At 58.4% G+C, this 17,210-nt stretch carries 14 protein-coding genes and 1 riboswitch; of the genes, 10 read left to right on the top strand and 4 right to left on the bottom strand.

Going from position 1 to position 17,210, the window contains the following annotated elements:
- The first annotated feature begins 179 nt into the window (after window positions 1-179).
- The 7 genes from ACFFSY_RS16655 (at window position 180) to ppsA (ending at window position 10,525) form a co-directional block, all read left to right on the top strand.
- Window positions 180-914, top strand: a complete 735-nt coding sequence (locus tag ACFFSY_RS16655; protein WP_377495995.1) for an NAD-dependent protein deacylase — start codon at window positions 180-182, stop codon at window positions 912-914.
- A 236-nt stretch (window positions 915-1,150) separates the two neighbouring features.
- Entirely contained in the window at window positions 1,151-2,347 is a 1,197-nt protein-coding gene (locus ACFFSY_RS16650; RefSeq protein ID WP_377495994.1) for a YecA family protein, read from the top strand.
- A 356-nt stretch (window positions 2,348-2,703) separates the two neighbouring features.
- Complete coding sequence (gene gnd, locus ACFFSY_RS16645; RefSeq protein WP_377495992.1) at window positions 2,704-3,603, top strand: phosphogluconate dehydrogenase (NAD(+)-dependent, decarboxylating); 900 nt, start codon at window positions 2,704-2,706, stop codon at window positions 3,601-3,603.
- Window positions 3,604-3,854: 251 nt separating this feature from the next.
- Window positions 3,855-4,526: a GntR family transcriptional regulator gene (locus ACFFSY_RS16640; RefSeq protein ID WP_377495990.1), complete on the top strand. Its 672-nt coding sequence runs from the start codon at window positions 3,855-3,857 to the stop codon at window positions 4,524-4,526.
- 162 nt (window positions 4,527-4,688) lie between these two features.
- Entirely contained in the window at window positions 4,689-6,050 is a 1,362-nt protein-coding gene (locus ACFFSY_RS16635) for a GntP family permease (RefSeq protein ID WP_377495988.1), read from the top strand.
- 50 nt (window positions 6,051-6,100) lie between these two features.
- Entirely contained in the window at window positions 6,101-7,630 is a 1,530-nt protein-coding gene (gntK, locus tag ACFFSY_RS16630) for a gluconokinase (RefSeq protein WP_377496024.1), read from the top strand.
- Between the two features lie 282 nt (window positions 7,631-7,912).
- Window positions 7,913-10,525, top strand: a complete 2,613-nt coding sequence (gene ppsA / locus ACFFSY_RS16625; protein WP_377495986.1) for a phosphoenolpyruvate synthase — start codon at window positions 7,913-7,915, stop codon at window positions 10,523-10,525.
- 72 nt (window positions 10,526-10,597) lie between these two features.
- Here the strand turns inward: ppsA and ACFFSY_RS16620 are convergent, their stop codons facing one another.
- On the bottom strand, window positions 10,598-12,313 hold the full coding sequence (locus ACFFSY_RS16620; protein ID WP_377495984.1) for an ATP-binding protein: 1,716 nt from the start codon (window positions 12,311-12,313) through the stop codon (window positions 10,598-10,600).
- A gap of 326 nt (window positions 12,314-12,639) precedes the next feature.
- Here ACFFSY_RS16620 and ACFFSY_RS16615 point away from each other — a divergent pair, with 326 nt between their 5' ends.
- Both ACFFSY_RS16615 and ACFFSY_RS16610 read left to right on the top strand, forming a co-directional pair.
- The gene (locus ACFFSY_RS16615) at window positions 12,640-13,368 is read left to right on the top strand and encodes a metallophosphoesterase family protein (RefSeq protein ID WP_377495982.1); all 729 of its coding nucleotides are present in this window, start codon (window positions 12,640-12,642) and stop codon (window positions 13,366-13,368) included.
- 100 nt (window positions 13,369-13,468) lie between these two features.
- Window positions 13,469-14,554: an N-acetylmuramoyl-L-alanine amidase family protein gene (locus tag ACFFSY_RS16610; protein ID WP_377495980.1), complete on the top strand. Its 1,086-nt coding sequence runs from the start codon at window positions 13,469-13,471 to the stop codon at window positions 14,552-14,554.
- 80 nt (window positions 14,555-14,634) lie between these two features.
- Here the strand turns inward: ACFFSY_RS16610 and ACFFSY_RS16605 are convergent, their stop codons facing one another.
- Window positions 14,635-15,417 carry an ABC transporter ATP-binding protein gene (locus ACFFSY_RS16605; RefSeq protein ID WP_377495978.1) on the bottom strand — a complete coding sequence of 261 codons (783 nt, stop codon included), beginning with the start codon at window positions 15,415-15,417 and terminating at the stop codon, window positions 14,635-14,637.
- A gap of 119 nt (window positions 15,418-15,536) precedes the next feature.
- A riboswitch (PreQ1 riboswitch) is annotated at window positions 15,537-15,581 on the top strand.
- Between the two features lie 7 nt (window positions 15,582-15,588).
- Between ACFFSY_RS16605 and queF the strand changes: the two genes are divergently transcribed.
- On the top strand, window positions 15,589-16,092 hold the full coding sequence (gene queF, locus ACFFSY_RS16600; RefSeq protein WP_377495976.1) for a preQ(1) synthase: 504 nt from the start codon (window positions 15,589-15,591) through the stop codon (window positions 16,090-16,092).
- Window positions 16,093-16,167: 75 nt separating this feature from the next.
- On the opposite strand, the gene ACFFSY_RS16595 is transcribed toward queF, so the two are convergent.
- Together ACFFSY_RS16595 and ACFFSY_RS16590 are read right to left on the bottom strand one after the other, a co-directional pair.
- Window positions 16,168-16,353 (bottom strand): hypothetical protein, encoded by a 186-nt coding sequence (locus tag ACFFSY_RS16595; protein ID WP_377495974.1) that lies wholly within the window; start codon window positions 16,351-16,353, stop codon window positions 16,168-16,170.
- 13 nt (window positions 16,354-16,366) lie between these two features.
- Window positions 16,367-17,164, bottom strand: a complete 798-nt coding sequence (locus ACFFSY_RS16590) for a metallophosphoesterase family protein (RefSeq protein ID WP_377495972.1) — start codon at window positions 17,162-17,164, stop codon at window positions 16,367-16,369.
- Between the last annotated feature and the right edge of the window lie 46 nt (window positions 17,165-17,210).

Raw genomic sequence — 17,210 nt, 5'->3', positions numbered from 1 at the left:
ACCCGGCATTCGGAGCGCCCTCGTACATGAACTCGCTCTGATGTGATAGATTGAATTAGGAAAGCGGCCTCGCGAGGTTCGCTTTCTTTTATTTTCCAGTCTAGTCGTGGTAAGGTGGTAAGGCAGGCGGCGAGTTGTTTGTGCTGCCAGGGGAGGAATCCGTGTCAGGAGGGAAAGCGATGGAGTTGGATCAGTTGATGGCGCGCGTCGCCGCGAGCAGGAACATCGTGTTTTTCGGCGGGGCCGGCGTATCGACGGAGAGCGATATTCCGGATTTCAGGTCGGCGACGGGGCTGTACCAGACGGGCAGCGATGGGGCTTATCCGCCCGAAGTCATGCTCAGCCGAAGCTTCTTTCGCACGTATCCGGAGGCGTTCTTCGAATTCTACCGCACGCGGATGCTCTATCCGGACGCGAAGCCGAACGCCGCGCACGTGGCGCTCGCCGAGCTGGAGCGGCAGGGACGGCTTACCGCGGTCATTACGCAAAATATCGACGGCTTGCACCAGCAGGCGGGAAGCAAGCGGGTGCTGGAGCTGCACGGCTCGGTGCTGCGCAATTACTGCTTGGGCTGCGGGCGTAAATACAATTTGGATTACATCGTGAACCATGCCGAGATCGTGCCGACATGCGGCGTGTGCGGCGAGATCGTTCGGCCAGACGTCGTGCTGTATGAAGAGAGCCTCGACATGAATGTACTCATAGAAGCGGCGGATTGCATCGCGGCGGCGGATCTGCTCATCGTGGGCGGCACCTCGCTGACGGTCAATCCGGCAGCCGGTCTGGTGGCCGACTACGAGGGCGACGGGCTCGTCTTGATCAATCGGACCGCAACCCCTTACGATAGCCGAGCGAACTTCGTCATCCGGGAGCCAATCGGGCAGGTTATGCGGGCGCTCGTGCCCAGCGGATAACGGGTCGGGGGAGTTCTGACCCCGTCGGACACGCAATCGTCGGCTTGGTCGAGTGGACCAAGAACCGCGTGCTGGAGGAAAGAGCGACCGAGCTAACGGGTCGGCATTTGTTCCGGAACGACCTGCGAGCGAGTTGTCCTTGCCAGCTCTGCTGGATGGTTCCACCACTTCCGCTCGCGGGCGATCTATGGTACGGTAGACGATAGCGAATTTTTTTGGAATAGAGATAAGGCGGGATGTTGAACGTGATAGGCACGAGCATGAAGCAGCAGGAAGCGGCAGCTATCGGACGGCCGGAAATCAAACGGTGGAGCGAAATCGCAACTTCGCTTTCCTTGGAGATGGGGCTGTCGCGCCTGACGAAGGACGAGCTGCTGGCGATCCGGCAGCAGCTGGGCGTTGCCAAGCTGAGCAGCAAGACGAAACCGGAATTGATCGTTGCGACGAGGTCGTCGATATTAGAAGCGATCCAATCGGCGACTGAATATGAAGATACACAGGGAGAAGGCCTGATCCGCGAACTGATCATGGAGCGGAACGGGGCATGGCCGTATGAGGACGAGCGTACGGAGGCGCTGCTGCCTCTACTGCCTCAGGGATTGTTATTCCCGGGCACGGTAGAAGGGGCGAAGATGCTGGTCATGCCGCTGGAAGTGCAGCATGCATGGCTGAGACGGGGCTTGGGATTGGATACCGGCCCAACCGATCCGGGTGAAATCGAGCGGATAAGGCTTACGCGCGGCCTGCTTTATTACTACGGTAGGCTGACCAAGCCGCAGCTATACAACTATATGGAGCAGCATGCCAAGCAGAACGTGCCTTCGGCGGATTATTACGCGGAAATCATGAATGAGGTCGAGCGTGGTAATTTGCAGTTTGACGAGGAAATGGGCGTCTTCGACGCCGGCGTGGGGAATTTCAAGTGGCTGTACGACGAACAGCACGCGCGCCGCGATATTCCGTACTGCGCCTTCACGAAAGGGCAGCTGCTCGAAGCGGGCGACCTGCAATTCGTGGACAAGCACCCTGCCTACAAGGCATTCGCGGCGTTCCTGGAACACCACCTCGGCGCGACGGAAGAGGACGCAGACGAAATTGCGGCGGAGATTGTGCTCTCGATTCAGGAGCGGCAGGGACTGCACGACGTCGTCGGTTCGCTGCAGAGCCACTTCCAAATCGACAAGATGAATGTGCTGGAGGCACTCGTGGAGCGGGTCGTCGAGCTGATGAATAATACCCGTCAATGGACGCTCAAAGGGCATACGCCGAAAGAAATGTCAGCCATGCGCAGTCAGGTGGCGAACGTCATGGCCGCCGCGCCGGCGCGGCGCCCGGGCACAGTCGTGCCGTTCCGTTCAGAGACGAAGGTCGGTCGGAACGACCCTTGCCCGTGCGGCAGCGGGAAGAAAGCGAAGAAGTGCTGCGGCGCATAAGGCGCTGCAGTGATCATGAACAATAGGATGCGTCGGGAGCGCAGAGCGATATGCTGCGAGATTCCCGACGTTTTTTGTGTTGGCCGCGGCATCGCTCCGCGCGGGTAAGCCTGCCGCGGTAACGTCGACGTAGTCTAGCGGCATTTCCGCCCGAAGCGCTTGTTGGGTGGAATTGAACGTAACTAGCCCGCGCGGTCGGAAAGTCCCCGCATCGCGCGAGTCTTCCAGATGGACGCGAACCGTCAAATTAAGGTAAATGGCGGTGTATTTACAGAATCGAATGAAAGCGGTATTATAAGTGTATTAGAATACTTGTATACAGGTATACTTGTTTGTTTCGGAAAGGATGGTTACATATGAAGCTTGGATTAATCGGATTGGGCAAAATGGGATTCAGTCTGGCGCAGAATCTGCTCCGGCATGACCACGAGACCGTCTTGTACGACGTGAACCCGGAGCCGGCGAAGCAGCTTGCCCAAGAAGGCGGTCTGCCCGCCGAGACGATCGCGCAGCTGGCGGCGTCGCTGCCGAAGCCGCGCATCGTGTGGGTGATGGTGCCGGCAGGCGAGATCGTGGACCGTGTACTGGAGGAGCTGCTGCCCGGACTCGAGGAAGGCGACATCGTCATCGACGGCGGCAACTCGCACTATAAGCAGTCTATCGCCCGGGGCAAGATGCTCGGCGAGCGCGGCATCCGCTTCTTGGACTCCGGTACGTCCGGCGGAGTAGAAGGTGCGAACCAAGGCGGCTGCTTCATGGTCGGCGGCTCCAAGACGGCGTTCGAGACGGTAGAGCCGATCTTCCGCAGCATCGCCATCGAGAACGGCTATCTGTATGCGGGAGAGAGCGGCAGCGGCCACTATCTCAAGATGATCCACAACGGGATCGAATACGGCATGATGCAGTCGATCGCCGAAGGATTCGAGCTGCTAAGCAAGAGCGAATATGGCTTCGATTACGAAGACGTCGCGCGCGTATGGGCGAACGGCTCGGTCATTCGCGGCTGGCTGATGGAGCTGACGGAGCGCGCGTTCTCGAAGGATCCGAAGCTGGACGGCATCCGGGGCGTCATGAAGAGTTCGGGCGAAGGCAAATGGACGGTCGAGACCGCGCTGGAGCTTGAGGCGAGCACGCCGGTCATCGCGCTGTCGCTGCTTATGCGCTACCGCTCGCTCGAGAACGATACGTTCCACGGCAAAGTCGTCGCGGCGCTTCGGAACGAGTTCGGCGGCCACGCGGTCGTGCGCAGCGAATAGACTTATGGCAGGCGGATGTTCACGATCGAAGAACGCGTGCGCGCGAAAACCGAATGCATCAGGCAGGTGCGAGAGTACAGGTATCCGAACGCATTCGCATCACCAGAACCGCGATTAACTAAGCCTGCGCCGAAGCTGCCCCGCCAGCGGCCGGCACGGCGATTCCATGGCATCCGCGTCCGTACCTATGCTACAATGAAGCATATTGTTCATAGCTGCGTACGCAATGGATGACGAGGAGAGTCGATGGGATGCGGTATCCTTCTGCATGGCTGGCGGGCTTGTCTCTCGGGGAGACGATCGCCTGCGAATTAAGGCTGCAAATTATTAACGGCACGATCAAATCCGGCGAGGTCATCTCGGAGAATCGGATCGCCGCCGACTTCAATACGAGTCGTTCCCCCGTTCGGGAGGCGCTGAAGGCGCTCTCGAACGAGGGGCTCATCCGGCTGGAGCGGATGGGCGCGGTCGTGCTCGGCCTCAGCCGGACGGACGTGGAGGAGCTGTACGACGTGCGATTCCTGATCGAGAGCTTCGTCCAGCAGCGGCTCGCCCACGCCGACAATACGGCGCTGATCGCGAACCTGCTGCAGCTGATCGACAAGATGGAGCTGGCGGTGAAACACGACGACGCCGTGGAGTTCGCGCATCTGGATTTCACCTTTCACGAAACGATCGTAACGGCGGCGGCGCATACCCGGATTTTGCACTTATGGAAGAGCATTCGCCATATCGTGCTGACCGTCATGCTGATCACCACCGACGAGGTGTTCTCGGAAGGAGAGGCGAAGCTGGCGGTCGTGATCGACAAGCACCGCGTTATCGTAAGCGGGCTTGCCTCCAAGAACGTGGACACGATCCGCGAGGTCGTCGAGACGTATTTCGCCGATTCGCGCACGACCCTTTATCACAGTCTCCCGTAAGCGGAGACGGCCGGCGAATAGCCGCCCTCTAGGCGGCTGTTCAGCGGCTTTTTCTGCGACTAACTTGTCGACAGGTATACTTGTTTCAATCTGAATAATGAAAGCGCTTCTAGGGCATAGTACCTCGGAACGGTGCGGCTAGTAAATAAAGGGGGATTCACCATGGATAGCTTATTCGGTCTCAGTCATAACGCAACGCTGCTCGTCTGGACGCTCGTTGCCATCGTATTCTTGGTTGTTCTTATCGCGAAGTATAAGTGGAATCCGTTCGTAACGCTGCTGATCTCCGCGCTGATGCTCGGTTTGCTGGCCGGCATGGATCCGCAAGAGGTCATCAAGTCGGTCACCGGCGGCCTTGGCGGAACGCTCGGTACCATCGCGATCGTCATCGGTCTGGGCACAATGCTTGGCAAAATGATGGCGGAATCCGGCGGTGCCGAGAAAATCGCGACGACGCTCGTCGACCGCTTCGGCGAGAAGCGCGTCCACTGGGCGATGATGATCGTCGGCTTCATCGTCGGCATTCCGGTCTTCTTCGAGGTTGGCGTCATTCTGCTCATTCCAATCGTGTTCACGGTCGCGCGCAAAACGGGCATGCCGCTGCTGAAGATCGGCATTCCGATTCTCGCCGGTCTCTCGACCGTGCACGGGCTCGTCCCGCCGCATCCGGCGCCGATGATCGCCATCGATGCGTACGGCGCGGATTTGGGTAAAACGATTCTGTATTCGATTCTGATCGGTCTGCCGACCGCTATTATCGCTGGTCCGCTGTTCGGCAAATTCATCGGCAAGCGCATTGACGCCACGCCGCCGGCTGACCTGGCCGAGCAGTTCGCCGCGAAGGAAAGCCGCCAGCTGCCGGGCTTCGGCATTACGTTGTTTACGATTCTGCTCCCTGTTATTCTTATGTTAATCGGTTCCATCGCGACCATCTCCGATCCGGAAGGCGTGAACGGGTTCACGCATTTCGCCGAGTTCATCGGCCATGAAATCATCGCGCTGCTTATCTCGGCCGTCTTCGCGTTCTTCTCGCTGGGCTTCGCGAGAGGATTCAAGAAAGAAGACGTGTCGCGCTTCGCGAACGAATGTCTGGCGCCTACGGCATCGATCATCCTGATCATCGGCGGCGGCGGCGCGTTCAAGCAAGTGCTGATCAACAGCGGCGTCGGCACGGCGATCGGCGAGATCGCGACGCAGGCGAACGTGAACATCATTCTGTTCGCCTGGCTGGTCGCGGCGCTGATCCGTGTCGCTACGGGCTCCGCTACGGTGGCGATGACGACCGCAGCCGGCATTGTGACGCCGATTCTCGGTATGAATCCCGGCACGAACGTCGAGCTCGTGGTACTTGCGACCGGCGCGGGCTCGCTCGTGCTGTCCCACGTCAACGACGCGGGCTTCTGGATGGTCAAGGAATTCTTCAATATGTCCGTACCGCAAACGTTAAAATCGTGGACGGCGATGGAGACGATTCTGTCCGTCGTCGGCCTCATCTTCATCCTGCTTCTGAGCACGGTCGTGTAACGGAAGCGAACTTGTAAGGAAAGAAGGTCTTCCCATTGAGCAGCACCTATATGATAGGCGTCGATATCGGCACGACCAGTACGAAAGCCGTCCTGTTCGAGGAGAACGGGGCGGTCGTCGCCAAGGCGAACGAGGGCTATCCGCTCTATACGCCGACCTCGTCGATCGCCGAGCAGAATCCGGACCAAATCTTCCAGGCTGTCTTGACGACGATCAAAGGCGTCATGACGCAGAGCGGCATCGAACCCGCCAGCGTCCTGTTCGTCTCGTTCAGCTCCGCGATGCACAGCGTCATCGCGGTCGATGCGGAATGCAAGCCGCTGACGGCCTGCATTACGTGGGCGGATAACCGCAGCGCGGCGATGTCGGAGAAGTTGAAGCGGGAGCTGGACGGGCAGTCGATCTACGCGCGCACCGGTACGCCGATCCATCCGATGTCGCCGCTCGCGAAGCTGATGTGGCTGCGCCAGGACGAGGAGGAGACGTTCCGCAAGGCGAGCAAGTTCATCTCGATCAAGGAGTACGTCTTCGCAAAGCTGTTCGGCGAGTATGTCATCGATTATTCGATCGCCTCGGCGACGGGGATGATGAACCTGGCGACGCTTAGCTGGGACGAGGAAGCGCTGGCCTTGACAGGCGTCACGCCGGGGCAATTGTCCAAGCTTGTCCCGACGACGTACGCGCTGCATGACCTGAAGCCGACTTACGCGGCCGACATGGGGCTCTTGCCATCGACGTCATTCATCGTAGGCGCCAGCGACGGCGTGCTCTCGAACCTTGGCGTGAACGCGATCGAGCCGGGCGTCATCGCGGCGACGATCGGGACGAGCGGCGCGATCCGCACGGTCGTCGACCGCCCCGTGACCGATCCGAAGGGACGGATCTTCTGCTACGCTCTGACCGATAAACTCTGGGTCATCGGCGGACCGGTCAACAATGGCGGCATGCTGTACCGGTGGGTGCGCGACGAGTTCGCCTCCGCCGAGGTCGAGACGGCCGAGCGGCTCGGGCTGGACCCTTACGACTTGCTGAATCAGATCGCGGAGCGTGTTCGTCCAGGCGCGGACGGGCTGCTGTTCCATCCGTATCTAACGGGCGAGCGGGCGCCGCTGTGGAATCCGGACGCGCGCGGTTCGTTCTTCGGGCTGACCATGCATCACAAGAAGGAGCATATCATCCGTTCGGTGCTGGAAGGCGTCATTTTCAACTTATACACGGTGCTGCTTGCGATGGAGGAACAGATCGGGCGCCCGACGAAAATCCAGGCGACGGGCGGCTTCGCGCGCTCGCCGCTGTGGCGCCAGATGATGGCCGATATTTTCGACCAGGAGGTCGTCGTGCCCGAGAGCTTTGAGAGCTCCTGCCTCGGCGCCGTCGTACTTGGTCTGTACGGACTTGGCCGCATCGATTCGCTGAACGTCGTCTCGACGATGGTCGGCGCGACGCACTCGCATAAGCCGATCGCGGAGAACGCGAAGGTGTATCACGAGCTGCTGCCGATCTACATTCAGATTTCGCGCAAGCTTGAAGAGGAATATACCGCGATCGCGAAGTTCCAGCAGCGGCTGTTCGAAGCGTAACGGGAAGCTAGGGGGCTGTTCACTAACGTCTAAAGACGTCAGGGGGCGGCTCTTTATGTTAGTTGGACGCTTGCCTAAATAGAGCAGGGAATGCAAAAAGAACCTGGATCGATTGATCCAGGTTCTTTGGATTGCATAAAAACAAACGCAATGATATAATCGAATCACGACTGAAATCGTGAAAATTGGCGTAGTTAGCTCATCTTACAATTTAAATTTACCATGCCGGCACAGCTTCTGTCAAATGTTTTTTCTACATTCCGTGGTGAGGAGAGATGTGGAGTGCGTTCATTGGTTCTCGGCTTGCGGGAAATCGAAAAATCGCAGCTCATGCTTGTTGGGGGTAAAGGAATGAATTTGGGCGAACTGTCCAACATTCAAGGCGTGAACGTACCCGAAGGATTTTGCGTGACGACAGCTGGTTATCAACAAGCCCTGGAACAAAACGAAACGTATCGTGCTTTGCTGGAACGCCTTACCCTACTTACCGCAGAAGATCGAGACCAAGTCGGCGAAATCAGCAGGCAGATTCGCCAAATCATTATGGAAGTCGGCATGCCTTTCGATGTCGAGGAAGCCGTCACTGGCTATCTCGCCCGGTTTGGCGAAGGGCATGCTTATGCCGTGCGATCAAGCGCGACGGCCGAAGATTTGCCGCATGCCTCCTTTGCCGGCCAGCAAGACACTTATTTGAACATCATCGGCAAAGAAGCCATTCTGCATCATATTAGCCAATGTTGGGCTTCTCTGTTCTCGGATCGCGCGGTCATCTATCGGATGCAGCACGGATTTGATCACCGTCAAATTCAGATCGCCGTGGTCGTGCAGAGGATGATTTTCCCGCAAGCGTCCGGTATTTTATTCACCGCCGATCCGATTACCGCCAACCGCATGGTGTTGTCCATCGATGCCGGTTTTGGACTAGGCGAAGCCTTCGTCTCCGGATTGGCCTCTCCCGATAGTTATCAGGTGAAGGACGAGGAGATTATCGATAAGCGGATTGCCGACAAAACATGGGCGATCTATGGGCGAGAAGAAGGCGGGACGGAGACTCGGCAGATTGCGCTGGATCGGCAAAAGTCGCAAACTTTGACCGATCAACAAATTATACGGTTAGCCCGCCTAGGAAGACGGATCGAGGCTTATTTCGGCTGCCCGCAAGATATCGAATGGTGTCTCGCCGAGGACATGTTCCATATCGTCCAAAGCCGGCCGATCACGACGTTGTACCCGATCCCCGAAGCCGGTGATGACGCGAATCGCGTCTACGTCTCCGTCGGCCATCAGCAAATGATGACCGATCCCATGAAGCCGCTGGGATTGTCGTTCTACCTGATGACGACTCCCGCGCCTATGCGCACGGCCGGCGGAAGGTTGTTCGTTGATATTACGGCCAGATTGGCTTCGTCCGCGGGCAGAGAGCTGTTAGTGAATACGCTGGGCCAATACGATCCGCTCACCAAGGACGCCCTTACGACCATTATGGAGCGGGATTTTATTCCCTTGCATCCGGATGATAACCAAGCGGCGAGTTCTGGCCCAAGCGCCGTAGAGAAGGCTTTCACGGACGCTCAAGCGCCCATCGAACACGATCCGGCTATCGTTTCGGAGCTGATCAAGCGCAGTCAAGCGTCAATCGAAGCGCTGCAGCAAGCGATCCGAACGAAGTCGGGCTCCGCCTTGTTCGATTTTATTCTTGAGGATTTCCAGCAATTAAAGAAGATTCTATTCGACCCGCAAAGCTCGGCCGTGATTATGGCCGCTATGTCCGCTTCAACCTGGATCAACGCACGGATGTACGAATGGTTAGGCGAGAAGAACGCGGCCGATACGATTGCGCAATCCGTCCCTCACAATATTACGTCGGAGATGGGACTGGCGCTGCTGGACGTCGCGGACGCGATTCGCCCGTACCCGGAAGTCGTTGACTATTTGCGGCATGCCCAAACGGACCGCTTCTTGGATGAACTGGTTCGGTTCGAGGGTGGACGGGAAGCCCAAGACGCGATCAATGCTTATCTGGATAAATACGGGATGCGATGCCCCGGTGAAATCGATCTGACGAAAACGCGCTGGAGCGAAAAGCCGGCCGCGCTTATCCCGCTCATTCTGAGCAACGTCAAAAACTTCGAGCCTTATGCCAGCCGCCGGAAATTCGAGCAAGGGCGACAGGAAGCGTTGAACAAAGAACAAGAGCTGTTAGAGCGATTGAGGTCACTGCCGGATGGCGAACAGAAAGCCAACGAAACCAAGCGAAGGATCGATCTCATCCGGAATTTTAGCGGCTATCGGGAATATCCCAAATACGGCATGGTGAGCCGCTACTTCGTTTACAAACAGGCTCTGTTGAAGGAAGCCGAGCGACTCGCGCAAGCGGGCGTGATTCGAAAGAAAGAAGATATCTACGAGCTTACGTTCGAAGAGCTTCGCGAAGTCGTTCGCACGGATAAGCTCGATTACCAGCTCATCCGCGATCGGCAGGACGCGTATCGATTATTCGAACGATTATCTCCGCCGCGCGTGATCACGTCTGAAGGCGAAATCATTACAGGTCAGTATAAGCGAGACAATCTCCCGGCTGACGCCATTGCAGGTCTAGCTGTTTCGTCCGGCGTAATCGAGGGGCGCGCGCGCGTCATCCTGAACATGGAAGATGCCGCTCTGGAAGAGGGAGATATATTGGTCACCGCCTTTACGGATCCGAGCTGGACGCCGTTGTTCGTCTCCATCAAGGGGCTAGTGACCGAAGTCGGCGGGCTGATGACCCATGGCGCGGTTATTGCGCGCGAATATGGCTTGCCGGCTGTAGTCGGCGTGGAGCAGGCTACCAAACGGATCAAAGACGGGCAGCGAATTCGCGTGCACGGAACGGAAGGGTATATCGAAATCTTGTAAGCGGCCGACGTCGAACGCCAAAAAAAGCTGCTTATCCGCTTGAAGCGGATAAGCAGCTTTTTGGCGTGCCGTCTATTCGTCTTTCGCGGACTCCAGCGGCAGGCTGACCTCGATCGTCGTGCCGCGGCGCTCCTCGCTGAAGACGCGTACGGTGCCGTTATGATCCTCGATGATCTTGCGGCTGACCATGAAGCCAAGGCCGGTGCCTTTCTCCTTGGTCGTGTAGAAAGGCTGGCCCAGACGGGCGAGCACCTGTTCCGGGATGCCGCCGCCCTGGTCGATGAAGCGGATGAACAGCAGCTCCTGACTTCGCGCCAGCTGGATGAGCAGCTCGCCGCCTTCGGGCATCGCTTCGATCGCATTCTTGATAAAGTTGATGCACACCTGCTTGATCTGGTTCTCCTCGCATTCGAGACGGATGTCCTCGTCCTCGAAGTCGGTCAGGATGCGCACGTTGTTCAGATTCGCCTGGGCATCGAGCAGGGTGATGACGTCCCGGATGAGCGCCGCGATATTGCGCGATTGATAGTGGACAGCCTGCGGCTTCGCCAGCATGAGCAGCTCGCTGAGGATCGTCTCGATGCGCTGGATCTCGGACGCCATAATGTCGAAGTACAGCTGCTTGCTCGCACCGCCGGTCTGAAGCAAATGAAGGAAGCCTTTCACGGCCGTCACGGGGTTGCGGATTTCGTGCGCGATCCCCGCCGCCAGCTCGCCGGCGATCGAGAGCTTCTCCGTCCGGATCAAGAGCTCCTGCGCCTGCATGCGCTCGGTGATGTCGCGCACGATGACACCCCGGCCGTTCAGCTGGTCGTCCTCGTCGAGCAGCGGGAACGAGGAGATCATGACGTTGACCGGCGTGCCGTCTTTCCGGTATCGGATCGTCTCGTAGCCTTCTACATTGCGACCGGTCATATTGATGTGTTTGTTGCGAGGCACCTCGTACCGGCGGTCCAGCGGAATGATTGGCATGACGGCCGCCTTGAGCCCCATCATCTCCTCGTTGGTCCAGCCGAATAACCGTTCGAACGCTTGGTTGACCCGAATGACCTTCTCGTCTAGATTCAAAATGATAATCGGATCGAGATTGCGGGTAATGAAGGATTCGAGCTGCGATTGCGTGGCGCGGAGCTGCTCCTCCGTCTTCCTGCGCATAGCCAAGTCTTGTTCGTCCTGCGCGCGTCGATCACGAAGCTGCGCCGCAGCGGCGAAGATCGGTCCGTCCTTGGCGTACAGGTTGCTTCGGACAAGCTCCCGGTCGGTTAGCCAATACTCGTGATGCCGCAGCAGCTTATTCTGCATCGAGGCCGTTAATTTCGCACCGTCGTAGCAGCACACCGTGAAGAACCCTTGCGTCGTGACGCTGTAGTCGGCCAGCTGCTCGACCTGCTCCAGCTCGCAGGGAACGCCGTCTTGCTCCGTCCATTCGGCATGCGCCCACAACCGGAAGGAGATGCCTTGCGCGCTGAGCGGCACGAGGAGATCTTTGTACTGCTCGAGCACCGACTCGAAGGAGAAGGGTTCGTGCACTTGGTAAAATTCATGGCTGTTCACGTAGCGAACGTCGCCTAGCCGATCTTCGGCCAAGCATTCCCGCAGCCTGCGGTAAATGCGCTCATAGCGATCTTGGCTGTCAATGAAGAAAATCTGGTGCCCTTGTTCGATTCCGATAGTAATGAAAGAGACGGCCTGGCTAGTATACGCTTCGATATCTTCGTATACGTAGAGAACATGACCGCCGCCCGCTGCTTCAAGCAGTTGGCCTAATTGCGTCATCTGATCGCTCATGCAACACCTCATCAACGTCGAGTCGCGGCAAAACGCTTGCATCCATGGCCCGTTGACCTGCGGAGGCAAGCGCATCTATACCTGCTTGGCAGCGCATGGATGCTGCCGATATACCAGATAGCTATAATCTATTTCCTATATAGGGCAAATTGTAGCACTAAACCTTCGGCTTGCACATGGAAAAAGTAGACGATTGCTGCAATGGCTGCCTTCGTTGTTTTTTCGATACGGCATTGATATCTATCAAATTTCGTTGAAAGGGTACATCGTCATCGTACGCGCCGAACTTTATAGTTAGTCCTAGCCAATCGGAAGGAGCGTTATCTATGAACAAGGAGCGCACGCTCGTCGTCAGCGATATTCATGGTTGCGACGAGGAATTGCGGTTATTGCTGGAGCAGATGTCGTTTCGGCCCGAACGGGACCAGCTCGTGCTGCTTGGCGATTACGTCGACCGGGGACCGCGCAGCAAGGAAACCGTCGCGTATGTGTGCCAGTTGGTGCGGCAGGAGGGGGCGCTGGCGCTGCAGGGAAATCACGATCACCGCTTCGTCAACGTCGTTACCGGCCTGGCCGCCTTAGAGGAGAAGACGAAATTCTGGGAGAAAGGCGGCGCGGAGACGCTCAGCAGCTACTATGGCCGGATCGTCGCCCCGAGCGAATGCGAGGAGGAGACGTGCTGCCGCTACATCAGGGAACGGTATGCCGAGGATATCCGCTTCCTGAAGGATCTGCCGATGTATTACGAGGACGAGCACTTCATCTACGTGCACGCCGGTCTCAATCCGTCGTACGCGAATTGGAAGCTGCAGCCCGCGAGGGACTTCCTCTACATCCGCGAGCCGTTCCATGAGGCAGCCCCGAAGGGGGCGAAGACGGTCGTGTTCGGCCATACGAAGACGGTGGAGCTGCACGGCTCGCCCGATGTTTGGTTCGGATCGGGGAAGATCGGCATCGACGGCGGCTGCGCGTTCGGTTATCAGCTGAACGGCGTCGAATTAACCGGCGGCCGGGTCAGCCGGGTGTGGAGCCAGCCCAGGCTCTTGGAGCAGTAGCGGCGCGTCCCGGGAAAATAGTGCCAAATTCGCTCGAACGGCGCGGAGGATTTTGCTATAATCGTAGCATCCAATTCTATTCCTAATAGCGAGGTCCTGAATGAAATCAATAGTTTCGATCCTGATCGTAGTGGTTCTATTACTCGGCGCGGCATTCAGCGCACAGGCCAAGAGCGAGGCGAAGCAATACTATCAAGTATCCACGGATTCCTTGAACGTGCGTAACGATCCGAGCGAGAAGGGAGCGGTTGTCGGTTCTCTCCGCAAAGGCGACATCGTCGAGGTGTCGGACGAGGCGCATGGCTGGCTGCAGGTCGCGCTTAACAAGACGAGCGGCTGGGTGGCCGGTTATTATTTGGTGAAAACGAGCAGCGGCGGCAAGACGAACGTCTCTTCCGGCGGCAGCGGCGCCAAATCAAGCGCGCTGACGGTACAGGCCGACTCGCTGCGGATGCGCAAAGGGCCGGGGACCGGTTATGCGGTCGTCGGCGGGTTGTACAGAGGCGAGGCCGTTACGGTGCTGGAGCGGGATGGCGACTGGGTGAAGGTGAAGACGCCGGACGGCCAGCAGGGCTGGGTCGCGTCGCAATACATAGGGGCAGGCAGCGGGAGCAGCGCAAGTTCGGGCTCCAGATCGTCATCCGGAAGGCTGAACGGCAAGGTCATCGTGCTCGATCCGGGCCACGGCGGCGATGACCCGGGCATGATCGGCAAGGATTCGGAGACGCAGGAGAAAGATCTGAACCTGGAGACGGCGTTCATCCTGGCCGACTATCTGCGGGATCTCGGCGCGCGGGTCGTGCTGACCCGTTCGGAGGATGTTAAGCCGTCGCTGCCCGAGCGCGTGAAGATCAGCGAGAATAACGGCGCGGACGCGTTCGTCAGCATCCACTACAACTCGTCCAAGAAGAACACGTCCGGCACGCTCACATTCTACAACAAGAGCAAGGATGAGGCGCTGGCTCGCGCGATCGAGAGCGAGCTGGCCGAGGGCGCGGGCGGTCTGCGCAGCAACGGCGTCTCCTTCGGGGACTACCACGTGCTGCGCGAGAACGACCAAGTGTCGGCGCTGGTGGAGCTCGGCTTCCTCTCCAACGAGAAGGACGAGCGTATCGTGCGGACGAAGGACTACAAACGCAAGGCGGCTAAGGCAATCGCCGACGGGCTGGTCAATTATTTCAATTAAGCGAATGGGGTGTCCCGCAATCATCTAAGATGATGGGGCACCCCTTTCTCATGAATGCTGTCCAGCACCGAAGGGCGACGTTAACGGGAAGCTCGTACGTAGACGCGGCCGTTATGCGCCTCCGCGACGACCGGCGCTTCGAAGAAGCGGGTCAGGCTGTCCGCGCGCAGCAGCTCGGCGGTGTCGCCGGCGCCGGCGACCTCGCCGCGCCGAAGGAGCAGCGTGCGGCCGAAGACGGGCAGAATCTCCTCCGTATGGTGCGTCACGTAGATAAGCGTCGGCGTATCCGGCTGGCGGGTCAGCTCCTCGATACTGTCCAGCAGCCGCTCGCGGGAGAAGAGATCCAGCCCGTTGGTCGGCTCGTCCAGGATGAGAATGCGAGGATCGGCCATCAGCGCTCGCGCGATGAGCAGCTTCTGCTTCTCGCCTTGGGAACAGGAGCGGTATTCGCGGTCCCACAGATGGAGGCAGCCGAGCGTGCGCATGTGCGATTCCGCCCGGTTCAGATCCTCATCCAGCAGCTTCTCGTATAAGCCGATCGTGGCGTATTTGCCGCTGATGACGACATGCTGGGTTCGGTCGCTCGCGTACAGCTTCTCCTGCAGCGACGAGCTGACCCAGCCGATCGAGCGGCGCAGCTCGCGCAGGTCGACTTCGCCGAAGCGGCGTCCGAGTACGGAGACCGACCCCGTCGTCGGCCAGATGTAGCCGTTCACGATATTGAGCAGCGTCGTTTTGCCCGAGCCGTTCAAGCCGAGCAGGGCCCAGTGTTCGCCTTGGCGAACCGTCCAATTGACGCCGCGCAGCAATTCGCTCGCGCCAGTGCGCCAACTGACGTTGTGCATTTCAATTACCGTTTGCATGGATGCAAACCTCCATATCGTATCGCCGTCCGGGCTAAGGGATGCTGCGTTCTTCGTGCTGGATAACGCTCCCGATTCCCAAACGGCTTCGTTTCGTGGTATACTACAGGGCGTTCAAAATTCGAGAGGTTCGAGATCCTCCCTCTATAAAAAACTAAGGAGCCTAACAACATGAGCGGAAGAAGCAAAGAAGAACTGCAGGCAGGCGGCATCACCCAACTGGGCAATCAAGGCACGAAGTACACGTTCGAATACGATCCGTCCATCCTGGAGTCGTTCGACAACAAGCACCCGAACCGCGATTATTTCGTCAAATTCAACTGCCCCGAATTCACGAGTCTTTGCCCGATTACGGGCCAACCGGATTTCGCGACGATCTATATTTCGTACATCCCGGACATCAAAATGGTCGAGAGCAAATCGCTCAAGCTGTATCTGTTCAGCTTCCGCAACCACGGCGATTTCCACGAGGACTGCATGAACATTATCATGAACGATCTGATCGCGCTCATGGAGCCGCGTTATATTGAAGTGTGGGGCAAATTCACCCCGCGCGGCGGCATCTCCATCGATCCGTACACGAACTGGGGACGACCCGGCACGAAGTACGAGCAGATGGCGGAATATCGCCTGATGAATCACGATTTGTACCCGGAGAAAGTAGATAACCGGTAAGACGGCGTATGGAACATTCAGATGTTCCCGTGGCCGAACGAACGAACGAAGCTCCTGCCAGCGGCAGGAGCTTCTTCATTTGCGGCCAAGCCTCCTCCAAATGCCGATCAGCACGATAAGAATCGCCCAAGGCACCAGATTGCCAGTGATCCATTCGAAGCTCTCGCGCAGCGACATGCGCGGGAACTCCGCAATGGCGAAGGTGAGCACGAAGCAAACGAGCAGCAGGACGGAGCCGTACAACGAGATTTTGCCCCACATGGCGCTCGCCCTCCTACGGCTCGATCGAGATCGTCCGCACGTTGACGTCGCGGCCGAGCGTCACGATGCGCGCCGATGCCTGGAGCGACGGGCGCCGCGGCGACGTAACGGCCGTTCCAAGCATATGCATGCGGGTGCCGGCGATCTCCAGCATGCCGGGAATATGCAGATGACCGGTGAACATGTCGCTCACGCGGCCCGCAAGCGAGACGTCGAACAGCCAAGGCGTGCGGCTCTGCACGTATTTGTTCAGGTCGCGCGCCGCGTCCACGGTCAGAATATGGGAGCGGATCTGCGGCAGGTCGAGCGGCACGTGCGTAAAGACGAGATTGCGCTCGCGCTTCCCGATATTCGCCGCGATCCAGTCCTTGGTGCCGTCGGGCACGCCGCTCAAGGCGCTGTCCAGCAGCAGCAGGCCGCAGTCGCCGGTATCCACGTACCGGTTGTGCAGCTCGATGCCGCGCGCAAGCCAGCCTTTGCGGGCCGTTTCGCATCCTTCCATCGCGGAGATTTTGCGGACACCGCTATCCGTGCGGTGGAATAGCTGGTAATCGTGATTGCCGGGGACCGACATCCAGGGGCAGGGCAGTTCGTTCAGCAGCTCGATCGCAAAATCGCGGTTGGCTTCGCTGTACCAATCCACCATGTCGCCGAGGCAGATGACCAGGTCGGGCGCTTCGGCCCGGATCAGCGCGCGGAGTTTCACGAAAGTCGGCCACGCGTCCGCGAAGAAGCTTCGGCTGGTGCGCACCTCGTGAAGCGGCTCGCGGGACGAAATGGCATGCATGTCGGAGAAAACGGCGATTTTCAAAGATGGAGCCCTCCCTTGCGTCTCTTCATATTTTCTTATTATAAGT

Source organism: Paenibacillus aurantiacus (assembly GCF_042431225.1).
Lineage (GTDB): Bacteria > Bacillota > Bacilli > Paenibacillales > Paenibacillaceae > Paenibacillus_Z > Paenibacillus_Z aurantiacus.
This window is presented reverse-complemented; position numbering and strand designations above follow the sequence as displayed.

Excerpts from the sequence above, each read along its gene's own strand:
- ACFFSY_RS16655 (WP_377495995.1), top strand. The coding sequence starts at position 180 with ATGGAGTTGGATCAGTTGATGGCGCGCGTCGCCGCGAGCAGGAACATC.
- ACFFSY_RS16650 (WP_377495994.1), top strand. The coding sequence starts at position 1,151 with ATGTTGAACGTGATAGGCACGAGCATGAAGCAGCAGGAAGCGGCAGCT.
- gnd (WP_377495992.1), top strand. The coding sequence starts at position 2,704 with ATGAAGCTTGGATTAATCGGATTGGGCAAAATGGGATTCAGTCTGGCG.
- ACFFSY_RS16640 (WP_377495990.1), top strand. The coding sequence starts at position 3,855 with ATGCGGTATCCTTCTGCATGGCTGGCGGGCTTGTCTCTCGGGGAGACG.
- ACFFSY_RS16635 (WP_377495988.1), top strand. The coding sequence starts at position 4,689 with ATGGATAGCTTATTCGGTCTCAGTCATAACGCAACGCTGCTCGTCTGG.
- gntK (WP_377496024.1), top strand. The coding sequence starts at position 6,101 with ATGATAGGCGTCGATATCGGCACGACCAGTACGAAAGCCGTCCTGTTC.
- ACFFSY_RS16620 (WP_377495984.1), bottom strand. The coding sequence starts at position 12,313 with ATGAGCGATCAGATGACGCAATTAGGCCAACTGCTTGAAGCAGCGGGC.
- ACFFSY_RS16615 (WP_377495982.1), top strand. The coding sequence starts at position 12,640 with ATGAACAAGGAGCGCACGCTCGTCGTCAGCGATATTCATGGTTGCGAC.
- ACFFSY_RS16610 (WP_377495980.1), top strand. The coding sequence starts at position 13,469 with ATGAAATCAATAGTTTCGATCCTGATCGTAGTGGTTCTATTACTCGGC.
- ACFFSY_RS16605 (WP_377495978.1), bottom strand. The coding sequence starts at position 15,417 with ATGCAAACGGTAATTGAAATGCACAACGTCAGTTGGCGCACTGGCGCG.
- queF (WP_377495976.1), top strand. The coding sequence starts at position 15,589 with ATGAGCGGAAGAAGCAAAGAAGAACTGCAGGCAGGCGGCATCACCCAA.
- ACFFSY_RS16595 (WP_377495974.1), bottom strand. The coding sequence starts at position 16,353 with ATGTGGGGCAAAATCTCGTTGTACGGCTCCGTCCTGCTGCTCGTTTGC.